We start from the raw sequence: 25,386 nt of genomic DNA, 5'->3' as shown, positions 1-25,386 counted from the left end.
ACACCATGCCCCCAATATTGAACCGTGCAACAAGCTGGCCTGCACCGGCTAAGTTAAATTTATTTCTTTACATCACCGGTCGTCGTCCGAACGGCTACCACGAGCTGCAAACGCTGTTTCAGTTTTTAGATCACGGCGATACGCTGACCATAACCGCTAACGATTCAGATGTAATAAACCTGACACCGGCCATTGATGGCGTCGCAACCGAAGAAAATCTGATTTATCGTGCTGCCGATGCCCTGCGTAAAGCGGCGAACCTTAAAGCTGGGGCCGATATTCATATTGATAAGATCCTGCCAATGGGGGGCGGCTTAGGTGGCGGCTCTTCTGATGCGGCAACCACGCTGGTTGCCCTTAATTATTTATGGCAAACCAAACTCAGTGTCGATCAATTGGCAGACATTGGGGTGACTCTAGGTGCCGATGTGCCGGTTTTTGTCCGTGGTTTCAGCGCATTCGCAGAAGGTATTGGCGAACAATTACACCCTGCCGAGCCGGAAGAAAAATGGTTCTTAATCGTAAAGCCGGATGTCAGTATTGCCACTGGCGATATTTTCACCCACCCGGATTTGCCCCGAAATACCGAAAAACGCAGCCTGAAGGCCCTTTTGGAGGGTGTTTACGAAAACGATTGCGAAAAAATCGTCAGAAGACTGCACCCCGAGGTTGATAAGGCGCTTTCGTGGCTGTTAGAATATGCGCCGTCGAGATTGACTGGCACTGGCGCTTGTGTGTTTGCTGAATTTAGCACTTATCAAGAAGCCGATGCAATACTGAAAAAATTACCTGACTGGCTCCAAGGATTTGTCGCAAAAGGTGTCAACACATCTCCCCTATTGACAACCTTGAACACACTTTCCACGGATTGTCAGTAACTACAACTTGGACGCAACCTGAGGTTTCCACCGTGCCTGATATGAAGCTGTTTGCTGGTAACGCAACACCAGAACTAGCCCAACGCATTGCTGACCGTCTATACATTTCACTAGGAGACGCGACAGTTAACCGTTTTTCCGATGGTGAAGTGTGTGTTCAGATTAATGAAAATGTTCGTGGTAGTGACGTATTCATTATTCAATCTACTTGTGCGCCAACCAATGACAACTTAATGGAATTGGTTGTGATGATCGATGCGCTACGCCGTGCTTCTGCAGGTCGTATTACCGCTGTTATTCCTTACTTCGGTTATGCTCGCCAAGACCGCCGTGTCCGTTCTGCTCGTGTGCCTATTACGGCTAAAGTTGTAGCAGATTTCCTTTCTAACGTAGGTGTTGACCGCGTTCTGACCGTTGACCTGCACGCAGAGCAAATCCAAGGCTTCTTCGATGTACCTGTAGACAACGTCTTCGGCAGCCCTGTTCTTCTAGAAGACATCCTGGCGAAGAACCTGGAAGATCCAGTGGTTGTATCTCCAGACATCGGCGGTGTTGTCCGTGCACGCGCTATCGCAAAACTGCTTGATGACACCGATATCGCTATTATCGATAAACGCCGTCCACGTGCGAATGTTTCTCAGGTAATGCACCTGATCGGTGACGTTGAAGGCCGTGACTGTGTGATTGTTGATGACATGATCGATACTGGCGGTACATTGTGTAAAGCTGCTGAAGCGCTTAAAGAGCGTGGCGCTAAGCGTGTATTCGCTTACGCAACCCACCCGGTCTTCTCTGGTAACGCAGCTCAGAACATCAGAGAATCAGTGATTGACGAAGTTATCGTAACCGATTCAATCCCTCTTTCTCAGGAAATGGTAGATACAGGCCGCGTTTCGGTACTCACTCTTTCAGGCATGCTGGCCGAAGCAATCCGCCGCATCAGCAACGAAGAGTCTATTTCTGCAATGTTCGAGCATTAATCGCTGATCAACCCGTCGTTTCAGCTCGCAGCGGCTTCGCTCAAGAGTCATGAGATGAACAGTGATAAGCATTAAATCGAACAGGCGATGAACCTCAAACGCCTCGCGCTATGCGAGGCGTTTTTTATTGGTTGCTTTAACAATTACGCTGATCATACCAATCTGAGTCAGATTGGTATAACATATCGCGCGTTTTGAGCCCTGATACCAATCGCATTTAATACCTGATCATTTAGTGGCTCTGCTTTAATGTGATTGGTATATGACTAGAGAGACAAGCGTGAGTAACAATATTCGTCTATTGGTAGGTCTGGCCAATCCAGGTCCTGAGTATGCTAGAACCCGTCATAATGCGGGAGCGTGGGTGGTTGAAGAACTTGCTCGTGCCCACAATATCAGCCTGCGGGAAGAGTCAAAATATTTCGGCCAGACCGGTCGGATCACCACAGACGGCCACGATCTTCGCTTGTTGATCCCTAGCACTTTTATGAACCTGTCAGGAAAATCTGTGGCAGCGCTGGCGAAATTTTTCCAAATTCTGCCAGAAGAGATCTTAGTGGCACATGATGAACTGGACTTGCCTCCGGGTGTCGCCAAATTCAAAAAAGGCGGCGGTCACGGTGGTCACAATGGTCTGCGTGACATCATCAGCAAAATGGGTAATAACAAAGAATTCTATCGTCTGCGTGTCGGTATCGGACACCCCGGCGACAAAAGCAAAGTCACAGGCTTTGTGTTAGGTAAAGCGCCAGCCAAAGAGCAGGAAAATATCGATGCCGCTGTTGATGAAGCAGTGCGTTGTATGGATATACTGTTAAAAGACGGGCTGAACAAAGCGCAAAATCGACTACATTCATTCAAAGCAGAATAATCACCAAAAGGGTTTCCAACCATGGGTTTTAAATGCGGTATCGTGGGTCTGCCAAACGTTGGTAAGTCCACACTATTCAACGCCTTAACCAAAGCGGGTATCGAAGCAGCAAACTTCCCGTTCTGTACTATCGAACCAAACACCGGCGTTGTACCTGTGCCAGATCTTCGTTTGGATGCACTGGCGGAGATTGTTAAGCCAGAACGAATTCTACCAACAACAATGGAATTCGTAGACATCGCAGGCCTGGTTGCCGGCGCATCAAAAGGGGAAGGGCTGGGTAACAAATTCCTGGCTAATATCCGTGAAACTGACGCAATTGGTCACGTTGTGCGCTGTTTTGAAGATGACAACATTGTTCACGTTGCTGGTAAAATACACCCGCTGGATGATATTGAAGTTATCAATCTTGAGCTGGCACTGGCAGATCTAGATACTTGTGAGCGTGCTATCTTCCGCCAGGCGAAAAAAGCAAAAGGCGGCGATAGCGATGCTAAATTCGAAACCGCTGTTCTTGAAAAGCTACTGCCAACTTTAACTGAAGGCGGCATGGTTCGTTCGGTTGAGCTAAGTAAAGAGGAGCTGGCTGCTGTTGATTACCTGCACTTCCTGACGGCTAAGCCAACCATGTATATCGCAAACGTCAGCGAAGATGGTTTCGAAGATAACGAATACCTCGAGATGGTTCGTGAATACGCCGCTAAAGAAAATGCGGTTGTCGTACCGGTTTGTGCCGCTATCGAGTCTGAAATTGCTGAACTTGATGATGCCGATCGTGAAGAGTTCCTTGCCGATATGGGTATCGAAGAACCTGGCCTTAACCGTGTGATCCGTTCTGGTTACGAACTGCTGACGCTGCAAACCTACTTCACGGCAGGTGTGAAAGAAGTACGAGCATGGACGATTCCTGTCGGCGCGACAGCACCACAAGCCGCTGGTAAGATCCACACCGACTTCGAAAAAGGCTTCATCCGTGCAGAAGTTATCGGCTACGATGCATTCATCGAGTTCAAAGGTGAAAGCGGTGCTAAAGAAGCAGGTAAATGGCGTCTTGAAGGCAAAGATTACATCGTTAAAGATGGTGATGTTGTCCACTTCCGCTTTAACGTATAAAGCAAAAGCGTATAAATATCGGCAATTCAGTGTCTGATAATGATAAGCCAGCAGAAATGCTGGCTTATTTTTTATCTATTGAATGGCAAAAGGCATAATGGCCACCTCTCAATTTTGCCAATTTCCTGTTGAAAAAATGGTTTTCAGTTTGCCATTTACACATTTCGTCCAAATAACAATCGAACAAACAAATTTTCGTTAGATATCGAAAAAAACTGTTGACGGTTTTTGCTGGTATGAGCATAATGCGCCCCGTTCCCAAGACAGTGGTCAACTAAAAACACAGTCCTGCGGAACATAAAAAGATGGCTACGTAGCTCAGTTGGTTAGAGCACATCACTCATAATGATGGGGTCACAGGTTCGAATCCCGTCGTAGCCACCATCTTCACTCTCTTTGAGGTGAAGCATCGCAAGATGTAAAAATACCAGATGCGGAAGTGGCGGAATTGGTAGACGCACCAGATTTAGGTTCTGGCGCCGCAAGGTGTGAGAGTTCAAGTCTCTCCTTCCGCACCATTCTCTTTGCGAAGAGAACTGTTCTTAAGTATGTCTTTTGAACAAACACTGTAGGGCTATCGCCAAGCGGTAAGGCAGCGGCTTTTGATGCCGCCATCCCCTGGTTCGAATCCAGGTAGCCCTGCCACATTTAATTATGTGGCTTAATTGCTTTCTTTTTTAAGTGGCAAACAGTTAAGCGGCATAAATAAAATGGCTACGTAGCTCAGTTGGTTAGAGCACATCACTCATAATGATGGGGTCACAGGTTCGAATCCCGTCGTAGCCACCATCTTCTTTCCTTATGGAAATGAAGTATGGTAAAGTGAATCTACATGTGCGGTGGTGGCGGAATTGGTAGACGCGCTAGCTTCAGGTGCTAGTGTCCGAAAGGATGTGAGGGTTCAAGTCCCTCCCTCCGCACCAAATTTGTGTTAATGCCTTTAAGGTGTTAGCCAATAACCCTGACTTAAGTTGAAAGGCTTAATCAGCGAGATAGTATAAATACGCGGAAGTGGCGGAATTGGTAGACGCACCAGATTTAGGTTCTGGCGCCGCAAGGTGTGAGAGTTCAAGTCTCTCCTTCCGCACCATTTATACTTGTGACTATGAATTATCATAGTGGAATACAGTTCAAGCTTACCAGTTCTTTGATCTGTACAATAAGCTCCAGAGAAAGACCATTCGATTTATTTGATTGGGACATTATGCGGAAGTGGCGGAATTGGTAGACGCACCAGATTTAGGTTCTGGCGCCGCAAGGTGTGAGAGTTCAAGTCTCTCCTTCCGCACCATTCTCTCTGTGACTTATTTATTATCTTTTAAGATAATACCTGTAGGGCTATCGCCAAGCGGTAAGGCAGCGGCTTTTGATGCCGCCATTCCCTGGTTCGAATCCAGGTAGCCCTGCCATATTTTACTTTGCGTTCTGACTGTTTTCAGTTGAGTACGATAAGTACGCGGAAGTGGCGGAATTGGTAGACGCACCAGATTTAGGTTCTGGCGCCGCAAGGTGTGAGAGTTCAAGTCTCTCCTTCCGCACCATTTTCTCTTAACAAGAGAATCGTTAGTTATGTTTATTCATAATTAACAACAAAAATACAGATTGGGTTTTACCAATTCTTTGATCTGTATAATAAGCTCCAGAGAAATACTCACTCGATGATTCGATTGGGACAATATGCGGAAGTGGCGGAATTGGTAGACGCACCAGATTTAGGTTCTGGCGCCGCAAGGTGTGAGAGTTCAAGTCTCTCCTTCCGCACCATTCTCTCTGTGACTTATTTATTATCTTTTAAGATAACACCTGTAGGGCTATCGCCAAGCGGTAAGGCAGCGGCTTTTGATGCCGCCATTCCCTGGTTCGAATCCAGGTAGCCCTGCCATATTTTACTTTGCGTTCTGACTGTTTCAGTTGAGTACGATAAGTATGCGGAAGTGGCGGAATTGGTAGACGCACCAGATTTAGGTTCTGGCGCCGCAAGGTGTGAGAGTTCAAGTCTCTCCTTCCGCACCATTTTCTCTTAAATAAGAGAATCGTTAGTTATGTTTATTCATAATTAACAACAAAAATACAGATTGGGTTTTACCAATTCTTTGATCTGTATAATAAGCTCCAGAGAAATACTCACTCGATGATTCGATTGGGACAATATGCGGAAGTGGCGGAATTGGTAGACGCACCAGATTTAGGTTCTGGCGCCGCAAGGTGTGAGAGTTCAAGTCTCTCCTTCCGCACCATTCTCTCTGTGACTTATTTATTATCTTTTAGGATACTACCTGTAGGGCTATCGCCAAGCGGTAAGGCAGCGGCTTTTGATGCCGCCATTCCCTGGTTCGAATCCAGGTAGCCCTGCCATATTTTACTTTGCGTTCTGACTGTTTTCAGTTAAGTACGATAAGTACGCGGAAGTGGCGGAATTGGTAGACGCACCAGATTTAGGTTCTGGCGCCGCAAGGTGTGAGAGTTCAAGTCTCTCCTTCCGCACCATCTCTAGAAACCCACCTTTTGGTGGGTTTTCTTTTGTCTGCAGTATAATTACGGCAGCAATAACGTTTTTACAACCTAAAAAATGATCGTATCTCTCTGGTTGTTAAGCCGAATGTTTTTTATGACATTCGGCTTTTTCTTTTCCTACATCCCCATTGCGTATTTCAGCACCTGTTTTTTTATCGGCCCGGTATGCTCGGCGACTTTAAGGCCAATGTTACGGACTAGCGTGATCGGGAATAACGAGTTGCTGAAGGTGGCGTAGAATACGTCCATCCCGCCTTGCATCAGCAGATTATCTGGCCGCCGACGACATTCATACGCTTGCAGTACCGATGTTCGGGCCCACTCTTTTCCGGCTTTTTCTATCTCATGCAGCAATACATCCGCATCTTTAAAACCAAGGTTGACGCCCTGGCCGGCTAACGGATTGATGGTATGGGCGGCATCCCCCAATAAAACGACACCGGGTTTAAAATAGCGCTGAGCATGACGGCGGGTCAGTGGGAAACTTCCCCAATTGAGCACCTTAACGCTCCCTAACTCCGCGGGAAAATGCGTTTCAACCTCCGCTTGCAACTGCTGCTGAGACATTGTGCTTAACTGTTTAATTCGCTTAGGGCTGTCATACCAGACCAACGAACCCTGATGGCCGGGCAGCGGTAAAAACGAGCGAGGGCCGCGAGGGGTAAACCATTGCCAGGTAATATCTTGTTGCGGTAATTCTGTCTCGACATTAATGAGCATGCAGTGCTGGCGATAGTCCCAGGCTGTGACACCAATCCCCGCTTGCTGACGAACCTGTGAATTCGCCCCATCGGCTCCCACTAATAACTTAGTCTGTATCTGGCGACCATCATCCAGCTCGACCTGATAACCATTTTTACCGGCCTTAGAATGAACCATACGTGCCGGACACAATAAGGTTAAGTTGTGGTAAGACGAAAATTGTTGCCACAGTCCAAGCTGAATAACCCGGTTCTCAACAATGAAACCCAGCCGGTCCATCTTCATCTCATCGGCATTAAACCGGATACGACATTCTGGCTGATCCCAGGTTTCGAGACGCTTGAACGGGCAGACTCGCATCTGCATGATGCTGTCCCAAGCTCCGAGGCGCGTCAGTAAGGCAACAGAATGGGGTGAGATGGCCGAGACACGCAGATCCATCGCTTGCTGTTGGTCAAACGATTCCGGGGCTTGTCCTTCTAAAATGGCAACGGTCAGCCCTTGCTGTGCTAACCCTAATGCGGCCGCAGCACCTACCATACCACCACCGGCAATCACTACATCAAACTGTTCCATGCTCATATCTCTTTGTTTGGCTGTCGCTATTCTACCTCGCCTGACTATTTTTGCTAAGGGAAAGCAGAGGCCCGATTTATTCGGGGTGGCTATGATCTAGTCAGACAGAACGTAAAGCAGTACAATACGCGGCTTGCTATTGGTAACTGCCACAGAGAGACCCGCAATTACCAGATGAAAAGCAATACCAGATGCAATGTTGAATGCAATGAATAAACATTACGAGCGAAGAGTTAGACATGGCTAAGAAACTGCTGATTAAAACCTGGGGCTGCCAGATGAACGAATACGATTCATCAAAAATGGCCGATCTTCTTAATGCTGCCAATGGCTTCGAGCTTACGGAAGTCCCAGAAGAAGCAGATGTTCTGCTGCTTAACACCTGCTCTATCCGTGAAAAGGCGCAAGAAAAAGTTTTCCACCAGCTAGGCCGCTGGAAAACATTAAAAGATAAAAAGCCTGATCTTGTGATTGGCGTCGGTGGCTGTGTAGCAACCCAGGAAGGCGATTCAATTCGCAAGCGTGCGCCATTTGTTGACGTTATTTTTGGCCCGCAAACCCTGCACCGCCTGCCACAGATGATTAAGGATTCTCAATCTAATCACTTGCCGGTTATGGATATCTCTTTCCCTGAGATTGAGAAGTTCGACAACCTGCCTGAGCCCCGAGCTGATGGTGCAACCGCATTTGTATCGATCATGGAAGGTTGCTCAAAATACTGTACCTACTGTGTCGTACCTTATACTCGCGGTGAAGAAGTCAGTCGTCCACTTGATGACGTACTGTACGAAGTTGCGCAGCTTGCTGAACAAGGTGTTCGCGAAGTCAACCTTCTTGGTCAAAACGTCAATGCCTACCGTGGTAATACCTATGAAGGTGAAATCGCCACGTTTGCCGAGCTGCTACGTTTAGTGGCTGCAATTGATGGTATTGACCGTATTCGTTATACCACGAGTCACCCTATCGAATTCACTGACGATATTATTGAAGTGTACAAAGACACGCCGGAGCTGGTTAGCTTCCTTCACCTGCCGGTACAAAGCGGTTCTGACCGTATTCTGACAATGATGAAGCGTCCGCATACGGCCCTTGAATACAAGTCAAAAATCCGCAAGCTCGTGAAAGCACGTCCGGGCATTACGATCAGTTCTGACTTTATTGTTGCTTTCCCGGGAGAAAGCGATCAGGACTTCCAGGATACCATGAAGCTAATTCGTGATATTGATTTTGATATGAGCTTCAGCTTTATCTTCTCTGCGCGTCCAGGTACGCCGGCAGCGGATTATCCGTGTGATCTGCCAGAAGAAGTGAAAAAACAACGCTTGTATGAACTGCAACAACAGATCAATACTCAGGCGATGCGTTACTCGCGTCAAATGCTTGGTACTGAGCAGCGTATTCTGGTTGAAGGTCCTTCGAAAAAGAACATCATGGAGCTTCGCGGCCGTACTGAAAACAGCCGAGTAGTCAACTTTGAAGGCTCAGCCGATCTCATCGGCCAGTTTGTTGATGTGAAGATCACTGACGTGTTCACCAACTCTCTTCGTGGAGAGCTGGTACGTACAGAAGCCGAGATGAACCTTCGTGTTGCGATGTCACCGGCAGAGGTTATGGAAAAAGCACGTAAAGAAGATGAATTGGGTGTTGGCGTATATACTCCGTAGTAAGACCTGCGTCTAACGTATGTCTGAAAATAACCAGTAGGACGCATGCCCTGAAAGATATGGTTGCCCGCTTGCCGGGCGACCTTAATGAGAGGCAAATCTTGAGCAAAATTATCACTGTAGAGTTTAACCTGGAACCCGCCGATAACCAGCGCCTTTCCAGTCTTTGTGGCCCTTTCGACGATAATATCAAACAATTAGAGCGCCGTTTGGGTGTTGAAATTAACCACCGCAGCAACAGCTTCAGTGTTGTCGGGCTGCCCCACACCGCCCGGCCGACAGCCGAAATCATCAAAAACCTGTATGTCGATACCGCACCAGTTCGCAGTGGTTCGGCAAACACGACCACCCCAGATATTGAGCCGGATCAAATCCATTTAGCAATCAAAGAGTCGGGGGTTTTAGAGCAAAGCACAGAGTCTTCTATTCCTTACGGCAAAGAGATCCACATCAAAACCAAAAAAGGGTTGATCAAGCCGCGCACGCCGAACCAGGCTCAGTACATTGCTAACATGGTTACCCATGACATCACCTTTGGTGTCGGCCCTGCAGGAACCGGTAAAACCTATCTTGCCGTTGCTGCCGCCGTCGATGCACTGGAGCGTCAGGAGATCCGTCGTATTCTACTGACTCGTCCAGCGGTTGAAGCCGGTGAAAAGCTCGGCTTCCTGCCTGGTGATTTAAGCCAGAAAGTCGATCCGTACCTGCGCCCGCTCTACGATGCCTTGTTTGAAATGCTCGGTTTTGAACGGGTTGAAAAATTAATTGAACGAAACGTCATTGAAGTGGCCCCGTTAGCATATATGCGCGGCCGTACCCTAAATGATGCCTTTATCATTTTGGATGAAAGCCAGAATACCACGGTAGAACAGATGAAAATGTTCCTGACCCGTATCGGCTTTAATTCACGCGCCGTGATCACCGGTGACGTTACCCAGATTGATTTGCCGCGAGGGGCACGTTCCGGCCTTCGTCATGCCATTGAAGTGCTTGCCGATGTCGATGAAATAAGCTTCAACTTTTTCCAGGCCGATGATGTCGTACGCCACCCCGTTGTCGCACGTATCGTGCAGGCTTATGAAATCTGGGAAAACGAAGATCAGAAACAAAAAAAACTGACTGAACAAAGACACCGTGAAGAACGTAGCCGCCTTGACGAACAGCTAGCACAAGCGGCTGTAACCCAAGAGACGCCAAACCAAGCTAAAACAGAAAAGAGTAATTAATGGCAATTTACCTAGATCTGCAACACGCCACTAAAAGCCAAGACGGCCTGCCTAGCGACACTGAGTTCCAGCGCTGGTTAAATGCCGCTGTCACGCCATTTCAGGCTGATGCAGAAGTGACCATTCGTTTAGTTGACGAAGAAGAGAGCCATGCGTTAAACCATGAGTATCGCGGCAAAGATAAATCTACCAACGTGTTATCTTTTCCATTTGAAGCACCTCCAGGAATAGAGTTGGATCTGCTAGGCGACTTAATTATTTGTCGACAGGTTGTTGAAAAAGAAGCAGCTGAACAGAAGAAACCGCTGAATGCCCATTGGGCACATATGGTTGTACACGGCAGTCTTCATCTGCTAGGTTATGATCATATCGAAGACGATGAAGCAGAAGAAATGGAATCTTTGGAAACGGAAATTATGGTAAAAATGGGTTTTACCGATCCGTATGCCGAAGAAAAGCTGTAACATCACAGATAACCGTTACTCATTTGTATTGATGTGTAACATTTCGTGGATGATTCCACTTAGCTGACTAAGAAAGCAATGAACGAAGATAACCCCCCAAATTCTGAAGGTCCGAGTAGAAAGTCCTTCTTTGAACGTATCGGTCAACTGTTCCAAGGCGAGCCACAAAACCGCGAAGAGTTGGTCGAAGTATTCCGTGATTCGGAAGAAAACGATCTGATTGATCACGACACCCGCGACATGCTCGAAGGTGTGATGGAAATATCAGAGATGCGTGTTCGTGACATCATGATCCCGCGCTCTCAGATCACAACCATTGAACGTTCTCAGAAGTTAGAAGATCTGATTGATTTAATTGTTGACGCCCAACACTCACGCTACCCTGTTATCAGCGATGATAAGGATCATGTCGAAGGTATTCTGCTGGCAAAAGATTTGCTGCGTTACCTGCTGCCGACAAGTGAGCCATTCGACATGGAGAAAGTGCTGCGCCCGGCGGTTGTTGTGCCGGAAAGTAAGCGCGTCGATCGCCTGCTGAAAGAGTTCCGAGAGGAACGCTATCACATGGCTATCGTTGTCGATGAGTTTGGCGGGGTCTCAGGGGTTATCACCATTGAAGATATTCTTGAACAAATCGTTGGCGAAATCGAAGACGAATTCGACGATGAGGAAGAAGAGGATATCCGTCAGTTAAGCAAACATACCTATGCGGTAAAAGCACTGACAACCATCGAAGACTTTAACAACTTATTCCAAACCACGTTCAGTGACGAGGAAGTGGATACCGTCGGCGGGCTCGTGATGACCAGCTTTGGTCATTTGCCTTCCAGAGGGGAAATTGTCGAGCTGGATGGTTACTCCTTTAAAGTGACTTCTGCCGATAGCCGCCGGGTTATCCAATTGCAGGTAACGATTCCCCACGAAGCGTATCAACCGACAACCACTGCTTAATGATGACAAGAAAATCATTCCTCTCGTTGGGACGGCTGTTTCTGGCCGTCCCGGCCGGCGCTATCGCCACACTCTCGTTCGCGCCCTATAACTACTGGCTGCTGGCCCCTGTGTCTATTGTTTTATTACTCGGGTTATTACAAAACCAGAGCATAAAGCGCTCAGGCTTAGTCGGTTTTTTATGGGGTTTAGGATTATTCGGTACCGGGATCAGCTGGGTACATGTCAGCATTGATACCTTTGGCGGAATGCCGAAGATTGCCAGCATCTTTTTAATGCTGTCACTGATTAGCTACCTGGCCTTATATCCCGCCGCCTTCGGGGCCTTATTTAACCGGTTTAACCGCGGTCGCCCCTTCCACCAGCTGATGTTAAGCGGCCCGGTTATCTGGTTATTACTGGACTGGCTGCGGGGCTGGGCATTCACGGGATTCCCCTGGTTATGGATGGGCTACGGCCAAATTGACAGCCCGTTATCAGCCATTGCTCCTGTCTTGGGCGTTCAAGGGATCACCCTGGCGCTGGTCTTGGGCTGTGGTGCTTTTGTCGCGGCCTGGTACAGTCGAAACTGGAGACCCTTGCTGGTTCCGGCCATGATGACAGGGCTGATCTGGCTAACGGGTTCCGTTCAGTGGGTCACCCCCAATCCCGAAAAAAATGTTGATGTCGCCTTAATTCAGGGCAATGTGCCGCAAGAGCTCAAGTGGCTGCCCAGCCAGCGCTGGCCGACCCTGATGAAATACACCGATCTCAGCCGCGAGAACTGGGATGCGGATCTGATTGTCTGGCCTGAAGCGGCTATTCCCGCCTTAGAGGCGCATTTGCCGACATTTTTACAGAACCTCGACAGTGCGGCGCGCAGTAATAACAGCACGATCATCACAGGTGTTCTAGATCAAAAAGAGGACCGTGAATACTTTAATAACATTCTGACGTTAGGGGTAAATACTGACGGGCCATATCAGTACGATAAAGCCACTCGTTACAGCAAGCATCACTTACTGCCTTTCGGTGAATTTGTCCCGTTTGGTGATCTGTTGCGCCCTATTGCACCGTTTTTTAACTTGCCGATGTCTTCATTCAGTCGCGGTGACTTCGTTCAGCCAAATCTGGAAGCTAACGGGTATTCCATTGCACCGGCCTTGTGCTACGAAATCGCCTTCAGCGAACAAGTCAGACAAAATGTGAATATCGATACCGAGCTGCTACTAACCCTCTCTAATGATGCCTGGTTTGGCACCTCGATAGGGCCATTCCAGCATATGGAAATCGCACAGATGCGCGCTCTGGAACTTGGCAAGCCCCTGTTGCGGGCAACCAACACCGGTGTTACAGCTATCGTCGACTATACAGGCCAAATAACCGACCAGTTGCCTCAATTCAAAACGGCGGTATTACGAGCAACGGTAACGCTGACTGAAGGGGTTACCCCTTATACGACGCTGGGCAACTGGCCATTGTATTTTTACGTGCTGTGGTCGCTGACACTGTCAGCAATCCTGATAAGGCGACGTGAAGGGGGATTCCGGGATAACCGGCCGCAAGAGACTGAATAGAAATTGAAAAGGCGAAGATTAACCATTCGCCTTTTTTGCATACTCCCTTTAACGACAATCTGTTTGACGACCTCTTACCGACATAAAGCATTGCACAATCAACACAAACGCAGAAGTATCGACCAGAGTGATTTATTAATACCAAAACATAACCCTGCCGCATATCACATCTTCAAGTTAACCCGTTGAAATCGAAAATTCTTTTTTCGATATACCCCCGAGTTCTCATTATTCAGTCTGCACAACAACTATTAATTGTGAAAAGTTGAATTTGAAGAACCACTTCCCTCACAATAATAATTAACCAAGGACGAAAGATGAGAATCATACCTACCGCACTAGCTGTGCTAATTGCCAGCAGCCCAGCTTTCGCTCAAAACAGCGAGCCTCTAACCGATCAGATCATCGTTAAATACCGTACCGACAGCCCAATGATGCGTGCCGAAGTATCGGCCAGCAACAGCGCCACCCAATTGCAGCAAATGGTTGATGCCGATGTACAGTATGTCCGATCCAGCGCTAACGACACCCATATTCTAAAAGTACCCGCTCAAAGCGACCTCAAAGCGGTTATCGAGCAACTGAATCAAAATCCCAATATTGAATATGCCGAGCCCGACCGGATCATGTGGCCGACCGCAATCCCAAATGATCCCGAGTACGTCAAACAGTGGCATTACTCCTCATCGATCAGCGGGATCAATCTACCTAAAGCGTGGGACCTCACCACTGGCGGTTCCGATGTTATTGTCGCCGTAATTGACACCGGCATACAGCCCGAACACCCCGACCTGATGAACAATCTGTTACCTGGCTATGACTTTATTAAGAATGCTGCAGCGGCGCGTGATGGCGATGGTCGAGATGCAGATGCGACAGATGAAGGGGATTGGCTAGTTGCAGGACAATGCGGTCAAAACTACCCGCCACGCGACAGAAACTCTTCCTGGCATGGTACCCATGTCGCCGGAACCGTTGCCGCCGAGGGCAATAACGGTCAGGGTGTCACTGGCGTTGCCTGGTCAACCAGCATTGTGCCAGTACGTGTACTGGGCGCTTGCGGTGGCTACACCTCTGACATTACCGACGGTATGCGCTGGGCAGCAGGCCTACCGGTTGCCGGAGCACCTGCTAACCCTTATCCGGCGAAAGTCCTGAACCTCAGCCTGGGTGGAAAAGGGGCATGTGGCATCACCTACCAACAGGCAATCAATGACGTCCGAACCAAAGGGGCTGCTGTCGTTGTGGCCGCCGGTAATGACAACCAGAATGTGCGCGGCTTTACTCCCGGCAACTGCCAAGGTGTCATCTCGGTCGCCTCCAACAATAAGACAGGCGGCCGAGCCTTCTATTCCAACTACGGCTCCATGATCGATATTGCAGCTCCTGGTGGTGGCCGCTCCGGAGGTATTCTGTCAACCCACAACTCAGGGACAAGACAGGCCGAGCGGCATACCTATAAACACTCCATGGGCACCAGCATGGCTGCCCCTCACGTTGCCGGTATCGCCGCCCTGATGTACTCATTGGATACCAGCCTGACACCGGATCAAATCGAACAATATATAACGGAAACGGCGCGTCCCTTCCCGGCAGGAAGCACCTGTAACACTACAAACTGCGGCGCTGGTATTACCGACACCTTCGCGGCTTTACAGCGCGTAAAAGGGATCAAGCCAGCACCGGGGCCTAACCCACAACCGGGCACTGTAGATTGCAGCGGTTTATCCGTATGGTCTGCGGGCAATGTGTACCTGGAAGGAGAACAAGCCCGGCAAAACGGTATCGCCTACCAAGCAAAATGGTGGAACCAGAACCAGCCACCGGCAGAGAACACTGCCGATTGGGGAGTCTGGACTCTGTTAGGCCAATGTCAGTAACCTCTCAACAGCGGGCCTTCCGGCCCGCTGTTTAATTTAATATGGTTGCTCTGTTTTAAGGTGATAGCGGCTGACGAGTAAACTGAACGTGACCGCATTTAGTACAGGGTTCAAGACGCTTCACATGGGTGTAGATTTCATGGTGGCCACACTTTTCACATACCAGGTTCCCTAAGCCGACAATTTCACCGGCCTGATAGACCCCCTGATGCTGAAGATCGTCCATCACTTCACGCCATTCAAGCTGCGTTTTATCGGTAATTTCCGCTAATCCCTCCCAGATGGATTCAGACACCAACTTATAGAACGGGCTTTCCGAAAAAGGTTCAGGGCTCTCCCTGACATTCCGTCCGAACTCTTCCAAATCTCGCTTTAAGTAAGCCGAAATCAGGGCCCATTCATCCTTGGTCATGTCGCTGGCGGCCTGACGGTACTTCGCCGTGATTTCAGCCCAGTGCTTAAGCTCATCCGGACTATGCTTCAAGGTTTCCGTAACTTGCTCCAGTAACGCTTCATATTCCTTTTTTTGCTTAGCCATAAATCACCTCCGTTCCAATAATCATAGGCTGATTATCGACAGGAACACCGCAAAATTCCGGCCAAAACCAACAATTAATACTCCGAATTGACCTCAGCTATTGTTGACACCTTTACCTTTAGTTATTCTATGTCGATTATATTGACCGTGTTTGTACTCAACTCACAGAATCCTGGATGTCATCGATGCAAGAACAATATCGCCCGCAGGACATTGAACAGAAAGTTCAAGAACATTGGGACAACAACAAGACGTTTGTTGTAAGTGAAGACCCTAATAAAGAAAAATTCTACTGTCTCTCCATGTTCCCGTACCCAAGTGGTCGACTTCACATGGGCCACGTTCGTAACTACACCATCGGTGATGTTGTTTCTCGCTACCAGCGCCTGCAAGGTAAAAATGTAATGCAACCAATTGGTTGGGATGCATTTGGCCTGCCAGCAGAAAATGCGGCGGTAAAAAATAATACCGCACCAGCACCATGGACTTACGAAAACATTGAGTACATGAAAAACCAGCTTAAATTGCTGGGCTTTGGCTACGACTGGAATCGTGAATTCGCCACATGTACCCCTGAGTACTACCGTTGGGAACAAGAGTTCTTCACCAAGCTTTATAACAAAGGCCTGGTGTATAAGAAAACGTCTTCTGTTAACTGGTGCCCGAATGACCAGACCGTTCTGGCCAACGAGCAAGTTGAAGATGGTTGCTGCTGGCGTTGTGATACCCCGGTAGAACAAAAGAAAATTCCACAGTGGTTCATTAAAATCACTGAGTATGCACAAGAGTTGCTTGACGATCTAGATAACCTTGACGGTTGGCCCGACATGGTGAAAACCATGCAGCGTAACTGGATCGGTCGCTCAGAAGGTGTTGAACTCTCTTTCGCCGTAAATGGCGAAGATGCACCACTAGAAGTCTATACCACTCGTCCAGATACATTGATGGGCGTGACCTACGTCGGTATTGCTGCCGGTCACCCGCTTGCTGAAAAAGCGGCGGCCAGCAATCCAGACCTTGCTGCGTTCGTTGATGAATGTCGTAACACCAAAGTTGCTGAAGCTGAACTGGCAACAATGGAAAAGAAGGGGATGGACACTGGCTTAAGAGCCATCCACCCTCTTAATGGCCGTGAAGTGCCTGTTTTCGTCGCTAACTTCGTATTAATGGATTACGGCACAGGCGCTGTTATGGCTGTTCCTGCGCACGATCAGCGTGATTTCGAATTCGCAACCAAGTACGGTCTTGATATCGTTCCGGTTATCAAGCCAGAAGATGGTAGCGAGCTAGATGTCTCTGAAGCGGCTTACACCGAAAAAGGTGTATTGTTCGGTTCTGGCGAGTTCGATGGCCTTAGCTTCCAAGCGGCTTTCGATGCCATTGCTGCCAAGCTTGAAGCTGAAGGTAAAGGCAAGAAAACAGTTAACTTCCGTCTGCGCGACTGGGGCGTTTCTCGCCAGCGTTACTGGGGGGCACCAATCCCTATGGTCACAACTGCTGACGGTGAAGTTCACCCAGTACCCGCCGATCAACTACCGGTGATCCTTCCTGAAGATGTGGTAATGGATGGCGTAACAAGCCCAATCAAGGCAGACAAGTCTTGGGCTGAAACAACATTCAATGGCGAGCCGGCACTTCGCGAAACCGATACCTTTGATACCTTCATGGAATCATCTTGGTACTACGCGCGTTACTGTTCACCACAAGCTGACGACATCCTGGATCCGGAAAAAGCAAACTACTGGCTGCCAGTAGACCAGTACATCGGTGGCATCGAGCACGCTTGTATGCACCTGCTGTACTCGCGCTTCTTCCACAAATTGCTACGTGATGCAGGCTATGTGACGTCGGACGAACCGTTCAAGCAGCTACTTTGCCAAGGCATGGTACTGGCAGATGCCTTTTACCACACCAACGACAAGGGCACGAAAGAGTGGATTGCTCCAACTGACGTGACTATTGAGCGTGACGGTAAAGGCCGTATCGAGAAAGCCGTTGATGACCAGGGCCGCGAAGTTGCTCACTCAGGCATGATCAAAATGTCTAAGTCGAAGAACAACGGTATCGACCCGCAAGAGATGGTAGACAAATACGGTGCAGATACCGTGCGCCTATTCATGATGTTTGCAGCGCCTGCAGATATGACTCTTGAATGGCAGGAGTCTGGCGTTGAAGGTGCAAACCGCTTCCTGAAACGCGTATGGAAGCTGGTTAACGAGCATGCATCAAAAGGTGCAGCAGAAGCGGTAGACGTTGCTGCTCTGTCTTCAGATCAGAAAGCACTACGCCGTGATGTCCACAAGACTATCGCCAAAGTGAGTGATGATATTGGCCGTCGCCAAACATTCAACACTGCGATTGCTGCAATCATGGAGCTGATGAACAAGCTGGCAAAAGCCTCTCAAGAATCAGTACAAGATCGCGCACTGCTTGATGAAGCACTGAAAGCTATCGTAGCAATGCTTTACCCGATGACCCCACACATTTGTTTTGAAATGTGGGAAGCACTAGGCGAGACAAATATTGATCACGCGGTATGGCCGGTTGCTGACGAGAAGGCTCTTGTTGAAGACGAGAAGCTAATCATTGTTCAGGTTAACGGTAAGCTACGGGCAAAACTGACCGTAGCGGCAGATGCAACCAAAGAACAAGTTGAAGAGCTTGCGCTAAGCGATGAGCGTGTGACGAAATTCACCGCAGAGGCAACCATCCGTAAAGTGATTTACGTTCCAGGTAAGCTACTCAACATTGTTGCCAACTAGCTTTTACGTAAACAAAAGTAACAACTAAAAAGCCTTAAGATATGATCCCCGCTCATGCGGGGATCTTTCTGCCGCGCTATTGATTGAACCAGTAATGACAGCTTTTGTCTTAATCGAGACGGTCATTATTGTAATCGATCAGTTTTCACATACTTTTTCAAGGAGCTGACTCGGTGAAAGCTTTATTTTCCCTACCAAGCGCCATCCGAACCCTGTTTGTTGCAGTACTGGCCCTAGCCACTGCTTCTTGTGGTTTTCATCTTCGTGGTAACTATATGCTGCCTGACGATATCGCCAAACTGTCACTCACCAGCTTTGATAAATACAGTCAGCTGACGCGTTTGGTCGAGTCGCAGTTTGAACTGCATGGTATTGAATCGGTTCCACCCGCGGCCACCGTCCCTAACCTGCATTTGATCGGTGAATCAACGGGTGAGCGTACCTTATCGCTGTATCAAAATAGTGGTAAGGCTGAGTATGAGCTTATCTACACGGTTAGCTATCGAGTCGTTGTGCCAGAAAAAGGTTCGCAGACGTTTACCACCAAAGTCACTCGTACATTTTTAGATAACCCACTCACTGCTCTGGCAAAATCTGTTGAACAAGATGAGCTTGAAGATGTTATGCGCAAACAGGCCGCACAACAAATCATGCGTCAGCTTGCCCGCTTAACGGCGGTGCTCAACAAAATGGCAGAAGAAGCGCTCGAAGCAGAGCTGGATACCGGGATGAATAGCGAGACAGACACACTGGGTACGACACCTGAAGGTTCAACCATCATCACGACAGAAGCAGTAGAAGATACGCAAGCGGCCAAGGCTTTATTTAACGGCCAGGATAGCACTCACTTAGACAACAAAGCGGAATGAGAATCTACCCAGAACAACTGGCTCAGCAACTGACAAAGGGGTTGCATCAGGCTTTCCTTCTGTTCGGCAACGAGCCTCTGCTTAAGCAAGAATGTGGCGACCAGATCAAACACCACGCCCAGCAAGCCGGCTTTACTGAGCGGCATGCCTTCACCATCGATAACCAGTTGGACTGGAACCAGGTTCTCGATTGCTGCAATGCAATGAGTCTGTTCTCCGATCAGCAAATTATTGAGCTTGAAATTCCGGATTCTGGCCTTAATCCCAACCAGGCCAAAGCCCTGCAGGAAGTCACTGCCAGTTTACACCGCGATATTTTATTGCTGCTGCATGGTCCTCGCCTGAATAAAAAGCAAGAAAGTGCAAAATGGTTTAAGGCCTTAGCAGATACCGGCCTTTATATTCCATGCAACACACCAGATCCGCGCCATTTACCTCGTTTTATTCAAGCCCGTTGTCAGTCATTAGGGTTAAAGCCCGATCATGAATCCGTACTCATGCTGGCCCAGTGGCACGAAGGTAACTTATTTGCGCTGGCTCAAAGCTTGCAGAAACTCACCTTGCTCTATCCTGATGGTGAACTGACTGTTTTACGCTTAGAAGAAGCCCTGAGCCGTCATAATCACTACACGCCATTTCAATTGGTCGATGCCCTGCTCGCTGGCCAGGCCAAACGCAGTCAACGGATATTAAGACAGTTGGAGGGCGAAGGGGTGGAAGCCACCATCTTACTGCGCACCTTACAGCGTGAACTAACCCAGCTTTACAAAATGCAGGAAATGGGCAAAAAAGGGACCCCTCTGAACATCATTTTTGAACAGTTCAGAGTGTGGCAAAGCCGCCGCGAAGTCTTTATTGGCGCGTTGCATCGGCTGCCGCTGGCAACATTGATCCAGCTCCTGCAGCGATTAGCCTTGCTTGAAGTACAAGTGAAAACGGATTTTGACAGCAACCCCTGGCCTGCGCTAAGTGCATTATGTGCTGAAATGTGTGGTATCCCAACCCACACGACAATGGCTAAATTTTAAGAGTGGCATCGAATGCCTATCGGTATAAAGCTTTTAATGACTTTATCGCGAGTGATATACTGCGCCGCTAAATTGTGACTCAGATCTATCTGACACCGAATTATTTTCACATTTCACTCAAATGAGGGGTTACCTTTGCAGGTTCAAGAACTACACGACTTTATTGTTGATAAAATTGACGATATGAAAGCCCAGGACATTGTGACACTGGACGTACGAGGTAAATCAAGCATCACCGATTTGATGGTTGTCTGTACCGGTACCTCTAACCGCCATGTGGCTTCTATTGCCGATAATGTAGACAAAGAGTCTAAATTGATTGACTACCCTCCTTTTGGTATCAGCGGTGAAGATGATGCCGAGTGGGTGATTGTTGATATGGGCAGCGTAATGCTACACGTGATGCAGAAAGAGACGCGTGAACTTTATCAGCTGGAGAAGCTTTGGAGCTAACCAACCATGAAGCTTCAACTGATTGCTGTTGGCACTAAGATGCCCAAATGGGTCGAAGACGGTTATAAAGAATATAGCCGTCGTTTCCCTAAAGATATGCCACTAGAGTTGATTGAAATTTCTGCCGGGAAACGGGGAAAAAATGCTGATATTGCTCGCATCTTACAAAAAGAAGGCGAAGCCATGTTAGCCGCAGTTGCTAAAGGTAACCGTATTGTCACCTTGGATATTCCGGGCAAGCGCTGGGATACCGAGCAATTAGCCCAGCAACTTGACAGCTGGAAGCTCGATGGACGTGATGTGTCAATTCTGATCGGCGGTCCGGAAGGACTGGCCCCGGCGTGTAAAGCCGCGGCAGAGCAAAGCTGGTCTTTATCTCCGTTAACACTACCGCATCCGTTAGTACGGGTTGTAATGGCCGAAAGTTTATACCGCGCGTGGAGTATCACCGCCAACCATCCTTACCACAGGGAATAAGTGTCAATGAGACAAAAGCGAACCCAGATCCGCGACCATCGGGCTGAGTCGGCACTCTTTTTTCGCCGGGCTCTTGTCTCATTTATCGGCATCGTCGTACTGGTCGGTGTGCTGCTTACCAACCTGTATCACATTCAGGTCAGCCAACATGCCGACTACCAAACACGCTCTAACGACAACCGAATCAAAATCGTCCCGGTTGCCCCTAACCGCGGCCTGATTTACGATCGCAGCGGTGTACTGCTGGCTGAAAACCGCCCGATTTACGCCCTCGAAATTACGACAGAAAAAGTATCCGATCTCGAAGATACCTTTGCTCGCCTGCAATCTCTGATGGGGATCACTGACGAAGAATTTGAGAACTTTAAGAAAGAGCGCCGACGTAGCCGCCGCTTTAAATCTGTCTCGATTCGAAATCAGTTATCGGAACAGCAAGTTGCACTGTTTTCTGTCAATCAGCACAAATTTCCCGGGGTAGAAGTCAAAGCCTACCTCAAGCGCCATTATCCTTACGGTGACTCACTGACCCACGTTTTAGGCTATGTTGCTAAAATCAACGACCGTGATCTCCAGCGTTTGGAACGAGAAGAAAAAATCAACAACTACAAAGCCACACGGGATATCGGCAAGCTGGGCATCGAGAAATACTATGAAGACTTGCTTCATGGTACATCCGGTTATCAGGAAGTCGAAGTCAATAGCCGTGGCCGTATTATTCGCACCCTGAAATATGTCCCGCCAATTCCAGGCAAAGATATCAAACTCAATATCGACATTGAGTTACAGCTGTATGTGAAAGAACTGCTGACCGAACGAAAACTGGATCCGGATACCGGCGAAGAAGCCGTAACCTATAAACGCGGCTCCGTGGTGGTGCTGGATCCTCGCGATTCTGCCGTACTAGCCATGGTGTCCAGCCCAAGCTATGATCCTAATCTGTTTGTTCATGGTATCTCCAGCAAGAAATACAGCGAGCTGCTTAATAACATAAACCGACCGCTGGTTAACCGGGCCACATTGGGTATTTACCCGCCGGCATCAACCGTTAAGCCACTGATCTCTGTAGCCGCATTGACCGAAGGGGTGATCACCACCCGAACCACCCGTAACGATCCGGGCTGGTGGAAGATCCCAAATTCAAACAGCCGTCCATTCCGTGACTGGCTACGCTGGGGGCACGGTAAAGTGAACCTGGGAAAAGCCATTGAAGAATCCGTTGATACTTTCTTCTATCAAGTGGCTTACGATTTGGGCATTGATCGCCTGTCGAGCTGGATGACTAAATTCGGTTACGGTGAATACACCGGTATTGATATTTACGAAGAGAGTAAAGCCAATATGCCGACGCGTGAATGGAAACAAGCCCGTTTCCGTCAGCCTTGGTACCAGGGTGATACCATTCCGGTCGGTATCGGACAAGGCTACTGGACATCGACGCCGTTACAGATAGCCAAAGCAACCACGGTACTGGTTAACAATGGTATTGTGCGTCCCCCTCATTTGTTAAAAAACATTATTGATGATGAAAATGAGACGCCTGCCGTCTTTGATGAATATCCGCCAATCACCGGTGTCGAACAAAAGTATTGGGATGTTGCCAAAGAAGGCATGCATCGCGTACTTTACGGCACCCGAGGCACCGCGAGACGTGCATTCTACGGCACGCCTTACCAAGCGGGTGGTAAATCGGGGTCTGCCCAGGTCTTCGGTTTAGCTAAAGATCAGAAATATAACGCTGAAGAACTGGAAGAGCACCTGCGAGATCACGCATTGTTTACCGCGTTCGCCCCTTTTGAAGCGCCAGAGATCGTGGTGTCTATGGTGCTGGAAAACGCCGGAGGCGGTTCATCCAATGGTGGCCCCGTGGCACGTAAGATTTTCGACCATGTATTGCTGAAACCCAAGCAACCCGAGCCAGAAAAACAATCCCAGCTAGCTGAGGTAAATCAATGAGTGTGATGGCTACAACTGGGAATAAACGCTCCCTCAGTGACCGCTTACATCTGGACATGCCACTACTGTTAGGTCTTTTAGCCCTGATGGGTTTCGGTTTATTAGTGATGTACAGTGCCAGCGGCCAAAGCCTGCCAATGATGGAGCGTCAGGCTGTTCGTATGTGTTTATCCCTTAGTATCATGTTTATCTTAGCCCAGGTCGCCCCGCGTCATTATGAGGCCTGGGCACCTTACCTGTTCGGGGTCGGATTGATACTGTTGCTTGGGGTACTGGTGTTTGGCGAAGCATCAAAAGGGGCGCAGCGTTGGCTCAATTTCGGTTTTGTCCGTTTCCAGCCCTCAGAACTCATCAAGCTGGCCGTGCCCTTAATGGTCGCCCGGTTCATTGGCAATAAACCGCTGCCGCCCAGTTTCCGCAATATTGTCGTGGCTTTGATGATGATATTTGTACCGACGATCCTGATCGCGAAACAGCCCGATTTAGGCACATCCATTCTGATTGCCGCATCCGGTATATTCGTTCTGTTCCTGTCTGGCATTAGCTGGCGGATCATCACTGCTGCCGCAGTCCTGCTCGGGGCCTTTATTCCGATCTTGTGGTTTTTCTTAATGCACGACTACCAGCGCACCCGTGTACTGACCCTGTTCAATCCAGAGTCCGATCCACTGGGCGCGGGTTATCATATTATTCAATCCAAAATTGCCATCGGCTCAGGCGGTATCGCCGGAAAAGGCTGGCTGCACGGTACACAATCACAACTAGAATTCTTACCAGAGCGCCACACTGACTTTATCTTCGCCGTGATTGCTGAAGAATGGGGATTAGCCGGCGTCGCTTGCCTGCTGGGTATCTACCTGTTTATTATCGGCCGGGGATTACTGCTGGCCAGTCGTGCCCAAACGGCATTTGGCCGAATGATGGCCGGCAGTATCGTTCTGAGCTTCTTCGTTTACATCTTTGTAAATATCGGCATGGTGAGCGGCATATTACCTGTTGTTGGGGTACCACTTCCTTTAATAAGTTACGGCGGGACATCCATGGTGACCCTGATGGCTGGTTTTGGCATTCTAATGTCTATTCATACTCATAGAAAAATGTTGTCGAAGGCGACCTAAATGCGTGCATTATCCATTCTTTTTTTATTACTGCTGACCGGTTGTAGCTCAACGCCAAGCAAAGAACGCTACGATATCACTGACGATGTGGCTCCGGAAAATTCACCGACTCTGGACCATATTGAAGATGCCCAGCCTCGCTATGAACCCATCAGCCTGGCGGGCAATAAAAATTACACCTTGCGCGGTCAAGATTACACGATCGTGACCGACCAGGAAGGCTTTACCCAAGAAGGTCATGCTTCCTGGTATGGCAAGAAGTTTCATGGCCATAAGACCTCTAACGGTGAAATCTACGACATGTACTCGATGACAGCAGCCCATAAAACCCTGCCATTACCCAGTTATGTCAAAGTGACCAATCAGAAAAACGGTAAAACAGCCATCGTTAGGATTAACGACCGTGGCCCGTTTCATGATGGCAGGATCATCGATTTAAGTATGGCTGCCGCATCGAAACTGGACCTAATCAAAGACGGCACCGCCCCCGTGAAAATAGAGTTGATCCAGGTGGCGAAGCCCGTCTCACCCGATGAATGGCAAACAGCAAATCCTAACTATTACTACGTGCAGTTAGCTGCAGTAAGCGATGAAAATAAGGCCAGGCTGGTAGCCGATAAATTAGCGGAAACCTTTGCGACATCCGTTGACCTGAAAAAATCCGAGTCTGCAGCCGTCTATCGGGTACGGTTAGGCCCTTACCTTGATCGTGATGAAGCAATTGGTCAACGGGATAAAGCCAAAGCAAACAACTACCCGAAAGCTTTTATCATCACAACTCAACGTGAGTTTGAACAAAAATAGAAAATAAGT

Annotated in this window: 20 protein-coding genes and 15 tRNA genes; 33 read left to right on the top strand and 2 right to left on the bottom strand. The window is 48.5% G+C overall.

Going from position 1 to position 25,386, the window contains the following annotated elements:
* The first annotated feature begins 5 nt into the window (after positions 1-5).
* The 19 genes from ispE (at position 6) to C9I89_RS15230 (ending at position 6,329) form a co-directional block, all read left to right on the top strand.
* Positions 6-878 carry a 4-(cytidine 5'-diphospho)-2-C-methyl-D-erythritol kinase gene (gene ispE, locus C9I89_RS15315; protein ID WP_170107711.1) on the top strand — a complete coding sequence of 291 codons (873 nt, stop codon included), beginning with the start codon at positions 6-8 and terminating at the stop codon, positions 876-878.
* A 32-nt stretch (positions 879-910) separates the two neighbouring features.
* Positions 911-1,858: a ribose-phosphate pyrophosphokinase gene (locus tag C9I89_RS15310; protein ID WP_146155074.1), complete on the top strand. Its 948-nt coding sequence runs from the start codon at positions 911-913 to the stop codon at positions 1,856-1,858.
* Between the two features lie 280 nt (positions 1,859-2,138).
* Complete coding sequence (gene pth, locus C9I89_RS22680) at positions 2,139-2,729, top strand: aminoacyl-tRNA hydrolase (protein WP_211315265.1); 591 nt, start codon at positions 2,139-2,141, stop codon at positions 2,727-2,729.
* 21 nt (positions 2,730-2,750) lie between these two features.
* The gene (ychF, locus tag C9I89_RS22675) at positions 2,751-3,842 is read left to right on the top strand and encodes a redox-regulated ATPase YchF (protein ID WP_211315264.1); all 1,092 of its coding nucleotides are present in this window, start codon (positions 2,751-2,753) and stop codon (positions 3,840-3,842) included.
* A gap of 307 nt (positions 3,843-4,149) precedes the next feature.
* Positions 4,150-4,226: transfer RNA gene (locus tag C9I89_RS15300), tRNA-Met, on the top strand.
* Between the two features lie 49 nt (positions 4,227-4,275).
* Positions 4,276-4,360 (top strand) — tRNA-Leu (locus C9I89_RS15295).
* Between the two features lie 52 nt (positions 4,361-4,412).
* Positions 4,413-4,487: transfer RNA gene (locus C9I89_RS15290), tRNA-Gln, on the top strand.
* 67 nt (positions 4,488-4,554) lie between these two features.
* Positions 4,555-4,631: transfer RNA gene (locus tag C9I89_RS15285), tRNA-Met, on the top strand.
* 47 nt (positions 4,632-4,678) lie between these two features.
* A tRNA-Leu gene (locus C9I89_RS15280) sits at positions 4,679-4,765 on the top strand.
* Between the two features lie 82 nt (positions 4,766-4,847).
* Positions 4,848-4,932, top strand: a tRNA-Leu gene (locus C9I89_RS15275).
* 116 nt (positions 4,933-5,048) lie between these two features.
* Positions 5,049-5,133, top strand: a tRNA-Leu gene (locus C9I89_RS15270).
* 43 nt (positions 5,134-5,176) lie between these two features.
* Positions 5,177-5,251 (top strand) — tRNA-Gln (locus tag C9I89_RS15265).
* A 47-nt stretch (positions 5,252-5,298) separates the two neighbouring features.
* Positions 5,299-5,383: transfer RNA gene (locus C9I89_RS15260), tRNA-Leu, on the top strand.
* A 138-nt stretch (positions 5,384-5,521) separates the two neighbouring features.
* Positions 5,522-5,606, top strand: a tRNA-Leu gene (locus tag C9I89_RS15255).
* Between the two features lie 43 nt (positions 5,607-5,649).
* A tRNA-Gln gene (locus C9I89_RS15250) sits at positions 5,650-5,724 on the top strand.
* Between the two features lie 46 nt (positions 5,725-5,770).
* Positions 5,771-5,855, top strand: a tRNA-Leu gene (locus tag C9I89_RS15245).
* Positions 5,856-5,994: 139 nt separating this feature from the next.
* A tRNA-Leu gene (locus tag C9I89_RS15240) sits at positions 5,995-6,079 on the top strand.
* A gap of 43 nt (positions 6,080-6,122) precedes the next feature.
* A tRNA-Gln gene (locus C9I89_RS15235) sits at positions 6,123-6,197 on the top strand.
* Positions 6,198-6,244: 47 nt separating this feature from the next.
* A tRNA-Leu gene (locus C9I89_RS15230) sits at positions 6,245-6,329 on the top strand.
* Between the two features lie 144 nt (positions 6,330-6,473).
* Here C9I89_RS15230 and C9I89_RS15225 read toward each other — a convergent pair.
* Positions 6,474-7,634, bottom strand: a complete 1,161-nt coding sequence (locus C9I89_RS15225) for a 2-octaprenyl-3-methyl-6-methoxy-1,4-benzoquinol hydroxylase (protein ID WP_107284194.1) — start codon at positions 7,632-7,634, stop codon at positions 6,474-6,476.
* A 239-nt stretch (positions 7,635-7,873) separates the two neighbouring features.
* On the opposite strand from C9I89_RS15225, the gene miaB reads away from it, so the two are divergent.
* From miaB to C9I89_RS15195, 6 genes are all read left to right on the top strand, one after another.
* Positions 7,874-9,298 (top strand): tRNA (N6-isopentenyl adenosine(37)-C2)-methylthiotransferase MiaB, encoded by a 1,425-nt coding sequence (gene miaB, locus C9I89_RS15220; RefSeq protein ID WP_107284193.1) that lies wholly within the window; start codon positions 7,874-7,876, stop codon positions 9,296-9,298.
* A gap of 59 nt (positions 9,299-9,357) precedes the next feature.
* The gene (locus C9I89_RS15215; RefSeq protein ID WP_425440419.1) at positions 9,358-10,524 is read left to right on the top strand and encodes a PhoH family protein; all 1,167 of its coding nucleotides are present in this window, start codon (positions 9,358-9,360) and stop codon (positions 10,522-10,524) included.
* The gene (ybeY, locus tag C9I89_RS15210) at positions 10,524-10,988 is read left to right on the top strand and encodes an rRNA maturation RNase YbeY (RefSeq protein ID WP_107284192.1); all 465 of its coding nucleotides are present in this window, start codon (positions 10,524-10,526) and stop codon (positions 10,986-10,988) included. Before C9I89_RS15215 ends, ybeY begins: the two co-directional genes overlap by 1 nt.
* Positions 10,989-11,066: 78 nt before the next feature.
* Positions 11,067-11,939 (top strand): CNNM family magnesium/cobalt transport protein CorC, encoded by an 873-nt coding sequence (corC, locus tag C9I89_RS15205; RefSeq protein ID WP_107284191.1) that lies wholly within the window; start codon positions 11,067-11,069, stop codon positions 11,937-11,939.
* A 2-nt stretch (positions 11,940-11,941) separates the two neighbouring features.
* The gene (gene lnt, locus C9I89_RS15200; protein ID WP_107284190.1) at positions 11,942-13,495 is read left to right on the top strand and encodes an apolipoprotein N-acyltransferase; all 1,554 of its coding nucleotides are present in this window, start codon (positions 11,942-11,944) and stop codon (positions 13,493-13,495) included.
* Between the two features lie 317 nt (positions 13,496-13,812).
* A complete protein-coding gene (locus C9I89_RS15195; protein ID WP_107284189.1) occupies positions 13,813-15,375 on the top strand; it encodes a S8 family serine peptidase in 1,563 nt (520 codons plus the stop codon).
* Positions 15,376-15,430: 55 nt separating this feature from the next.
* Here the strand turns inward: C9I89_RS15195 and C9I89_RS15190 are convergent, their stop codons facing one another.
* Positions 15,431-15,913, bottom strand: coding sequence for a zinc ribbon-containing protein (locus tag C9I89_RS15190; RefSeq protein ID WP_107284188.1), 483 nt, complete (start codon positions 15,911-15,913; stop codon positions 15,431-15,433).
* Positions 15,914-16,098: 185 nt separating this feature from the next.
* Here C9I89_RS15190 and leuS point away from each other — a divergent pair, with 185 nt between their 5' ends.
* From leuS to C9I89_RS15150, 8 genes are all read left to right on the top strand, one after another.
* A complete protein-coding gene (gene leuS, locus C9I89_RS15185; protein ID WP_107284187.1) occupies positions 16,099-18,675 on the top strand; it encodes a leucine--tRNA ligase in 2,577 nt (858 codons plus the stop codon).
* A gap of 173 nt (positions 18,676-18,848) precedes the next feature.
* A complete protein-coding gene (locus C9I89_RS15180; RefSeq protein ID WP_107284186.1) occupies positions 18,849-19,544 on the top strand; it encodes an LPS-assembly lipoprotein LptE in 696 nt (231 codons plus the stop codon).
* The gene (gene holA / locus C9I89_RS15175; RefSeq protein ID WP_107284185.1) at positions 19,541-20,572 is read left to right on the top strand and encodes a DNA polymerase III subunit delta; all 1,032 of its coding nucleotides are present in this window, start codon (positions 19,541-19,543) and stop codon (positions 20,570-20,572) included. The genes C9I89_RS15180 and holA overlap by 4 nt, the downstream gene beginning before the upstream one ends.
* A gap of 135 nt (positions 20,573-20,707) precedes the next feature.
* On the top strand, positions 20,708-21,025 hold the full coding sequence (gene rsfS, locus C9I89_RS15170; RefSeq protein WP_107284184.1) for a ribosome silencing factor: 318 nt from the start codon (positions 20,708-20,710) through the stop codon (positions 21,023-21,025).
* A gap of 6 nt (positions 21,026-21,031) precedes the next feature.
* Positions 21,032-21,502 (top strand): 23S rRNA (pseudouridine(1915)-N(3))-methyltransferase RlmH, encoded by a 471-nt coding sequence (rlmH, locus tag C9I89_RS15165; RefSeq protein WP_107284183.1) that lies wholly within the window; start codon positions 21,032-21,034, stop codon positions 21,500-21,502.
* Positions 21,503-21,508: 6 nt separating this feature from the next.
* On the top strand, positions 21,509-23,455 hold the full coding sequence (gene mrdA, locus C9I89_RS15160) for a penicillin-binding protein 2 (RefSeq protein ID WP_107284182.1): 1,947 nt from the start codon (positions 21,509-21,511) through the stop codon (positions 23,453-23,455).
* On the top strand, positions 23,452-24,573 hold the full coding sequence (mrdB, locus tag C9I89_RS15155; protein WP_107284181.1) for a peptidoglycan glycosyltransferase MrdB: 1,122 nt from the start codon (positions 23,452-23,454) through the stop codon (positions 24,571-24,573). The genes mrdA and mrdB overlap by 4 nt, the downstream gene beginning before the upstream one ends.
* On the top strand, positions 24,574-25,377 hold the full coding sequence (locus tag C9I89_RS15150; protein WP_107284180.1) for a septal ring lytic transglycosylase RlpA family protein: 804 nt from the start codon (positions 24,574-24,576) through the stop codon (positions 25,375-25,377).
* Positions 25,378-25,386 lie beyond the last annotated feature (9 nt).

It is taken from the genome of Photobacterium lipolyticum (assembly GCF_003026475.1).
Classification (GTDB): Bacteria; Pseudomonadota; Gammaproteobacteria; order Enterobacterales; family Vibrionaceae; genus Photobacterium; species Photobacterium lipolyticum.
The sequence above is the reverse complement of the archived record's forward strand: the minus strand, read 5'-3'. Positions and strand labels throughout refer to the sequence as shown.

What these genes read in the sequence shown, in the direction of transcription:
- corC (WP_107284191.1), top strand. Translation starts at nt 11,067, where the DNA reads ATGAACGAAGATAACCCCCCAAATTCTGAAGGTCCGAGTAGAAAGTCC.
- C9I89_RS15150 (WP_107284180.1), top strand. Translation starts at nt 24,574, where the DNA reads ATGCGTGCATTATCCATTCTTTTTTTATTACTGCTGACCGGTTGTAGC.
- C9I89_RS15215 (WP_425440419.1), top strand. Translation starts at nt 9,358, where the DNA reads ATGGTTGCCCGCTTGCCGGGCGACCTTAATGAGAGGCAAATCTTGAGC.
- ychF (WP_211315264.1), top strand. Translation starts at nt 2,751, where the DNA reads ATGGGTTTTAAATGCGGTATCGTGGGTCTGCCAAACGTTGGTAAGTCC.
- C9I89_RS15195 (WP_107284189.1), top strand. Translation starts at nt 13,813, where the DNA reads ATGAGAATCATACCTACCGCACTAGCTGTGCTAATTGCCAGCAGCCCA.
- lnt (WP_107284190.1), top strand. Translation starts at nt 11,942, where the DNA reads ATGACAAGAAAATCATTCCTCTCGTTGGGACGGCTGTTTCTGGCCGTC.
- mrdB (WP_107284181.1), top strand. Translation starts at nt 23,452, where the DNA reads ATGAGTGTGATGGCTACAACTGGGAATAAACGCTCCCTCAGTGACCGC.
- C9I89_RS15190 (WP_107284188.1), bottom strand. Translation starts at nt 15,913, where the DNA reads ATGGCTAAGCAAAAAAAGGAATATGAAGCGTTACTGGAGCAAGTTACG.
- leuS (WP_107284187.1), top strand. Translation starts at nt 16,099, where the DNA reads ATGCAAGAACAATATCGCCCGCAGGACATTGAACAGAAAGTTCAAGAA.
- miaB (WP_107284193.1), top strand. Translation starts at nt 7,874, where the DNA reads ATGGCTAAGAAACTGCTGATTAAAACCTGGGGCTGCCAGATGAACGAA.
- mrdA (WP_107284182.1), top strand. Translation starts at nt 21,509, where the DNA reads ATGAGACAAAAGCGAACCCAGATCCGCGACCATCGGGCTGAGTCGGCA.
- C9I89_RS15225 (WP_107284194.1), bottom strand. Translation starts at nt 7,634, where the DNA reads ATGGAACAGTTTGATGTAGTGATTGCCGGTGGTGGTATGGTAGGTGCT.
- rlmH (WP_107284183.1), top strand. Translation starts at nt 21,032, where the DNA reads ATGAAGCTTCAACTGATTGCTGTTGGCACTAAGATGCCCAAATGGGTC.
- holA (WP_107284185.1), top strand. Translation starts at nt 19,541, where the DNA reads ATGAGAATCTACCCAGAACAACTGGCTCAGCAACTGACAAAGGGGTTG.
- ybeY (WP_107284192.1), top strand. Translation starts at nt 10,524, where the DNA reads ATGGCAATTTACCTAGATCTGCAACACGCCACTAAAAGCCAAGACGGC.
- ispE (WP_170107711.1), top strand. Translation starts at nt 6, where the DNA reads ATGCCCCCAATATTGAACCGTGCAACAAGCTGGCCTGCACCGGCTAAG.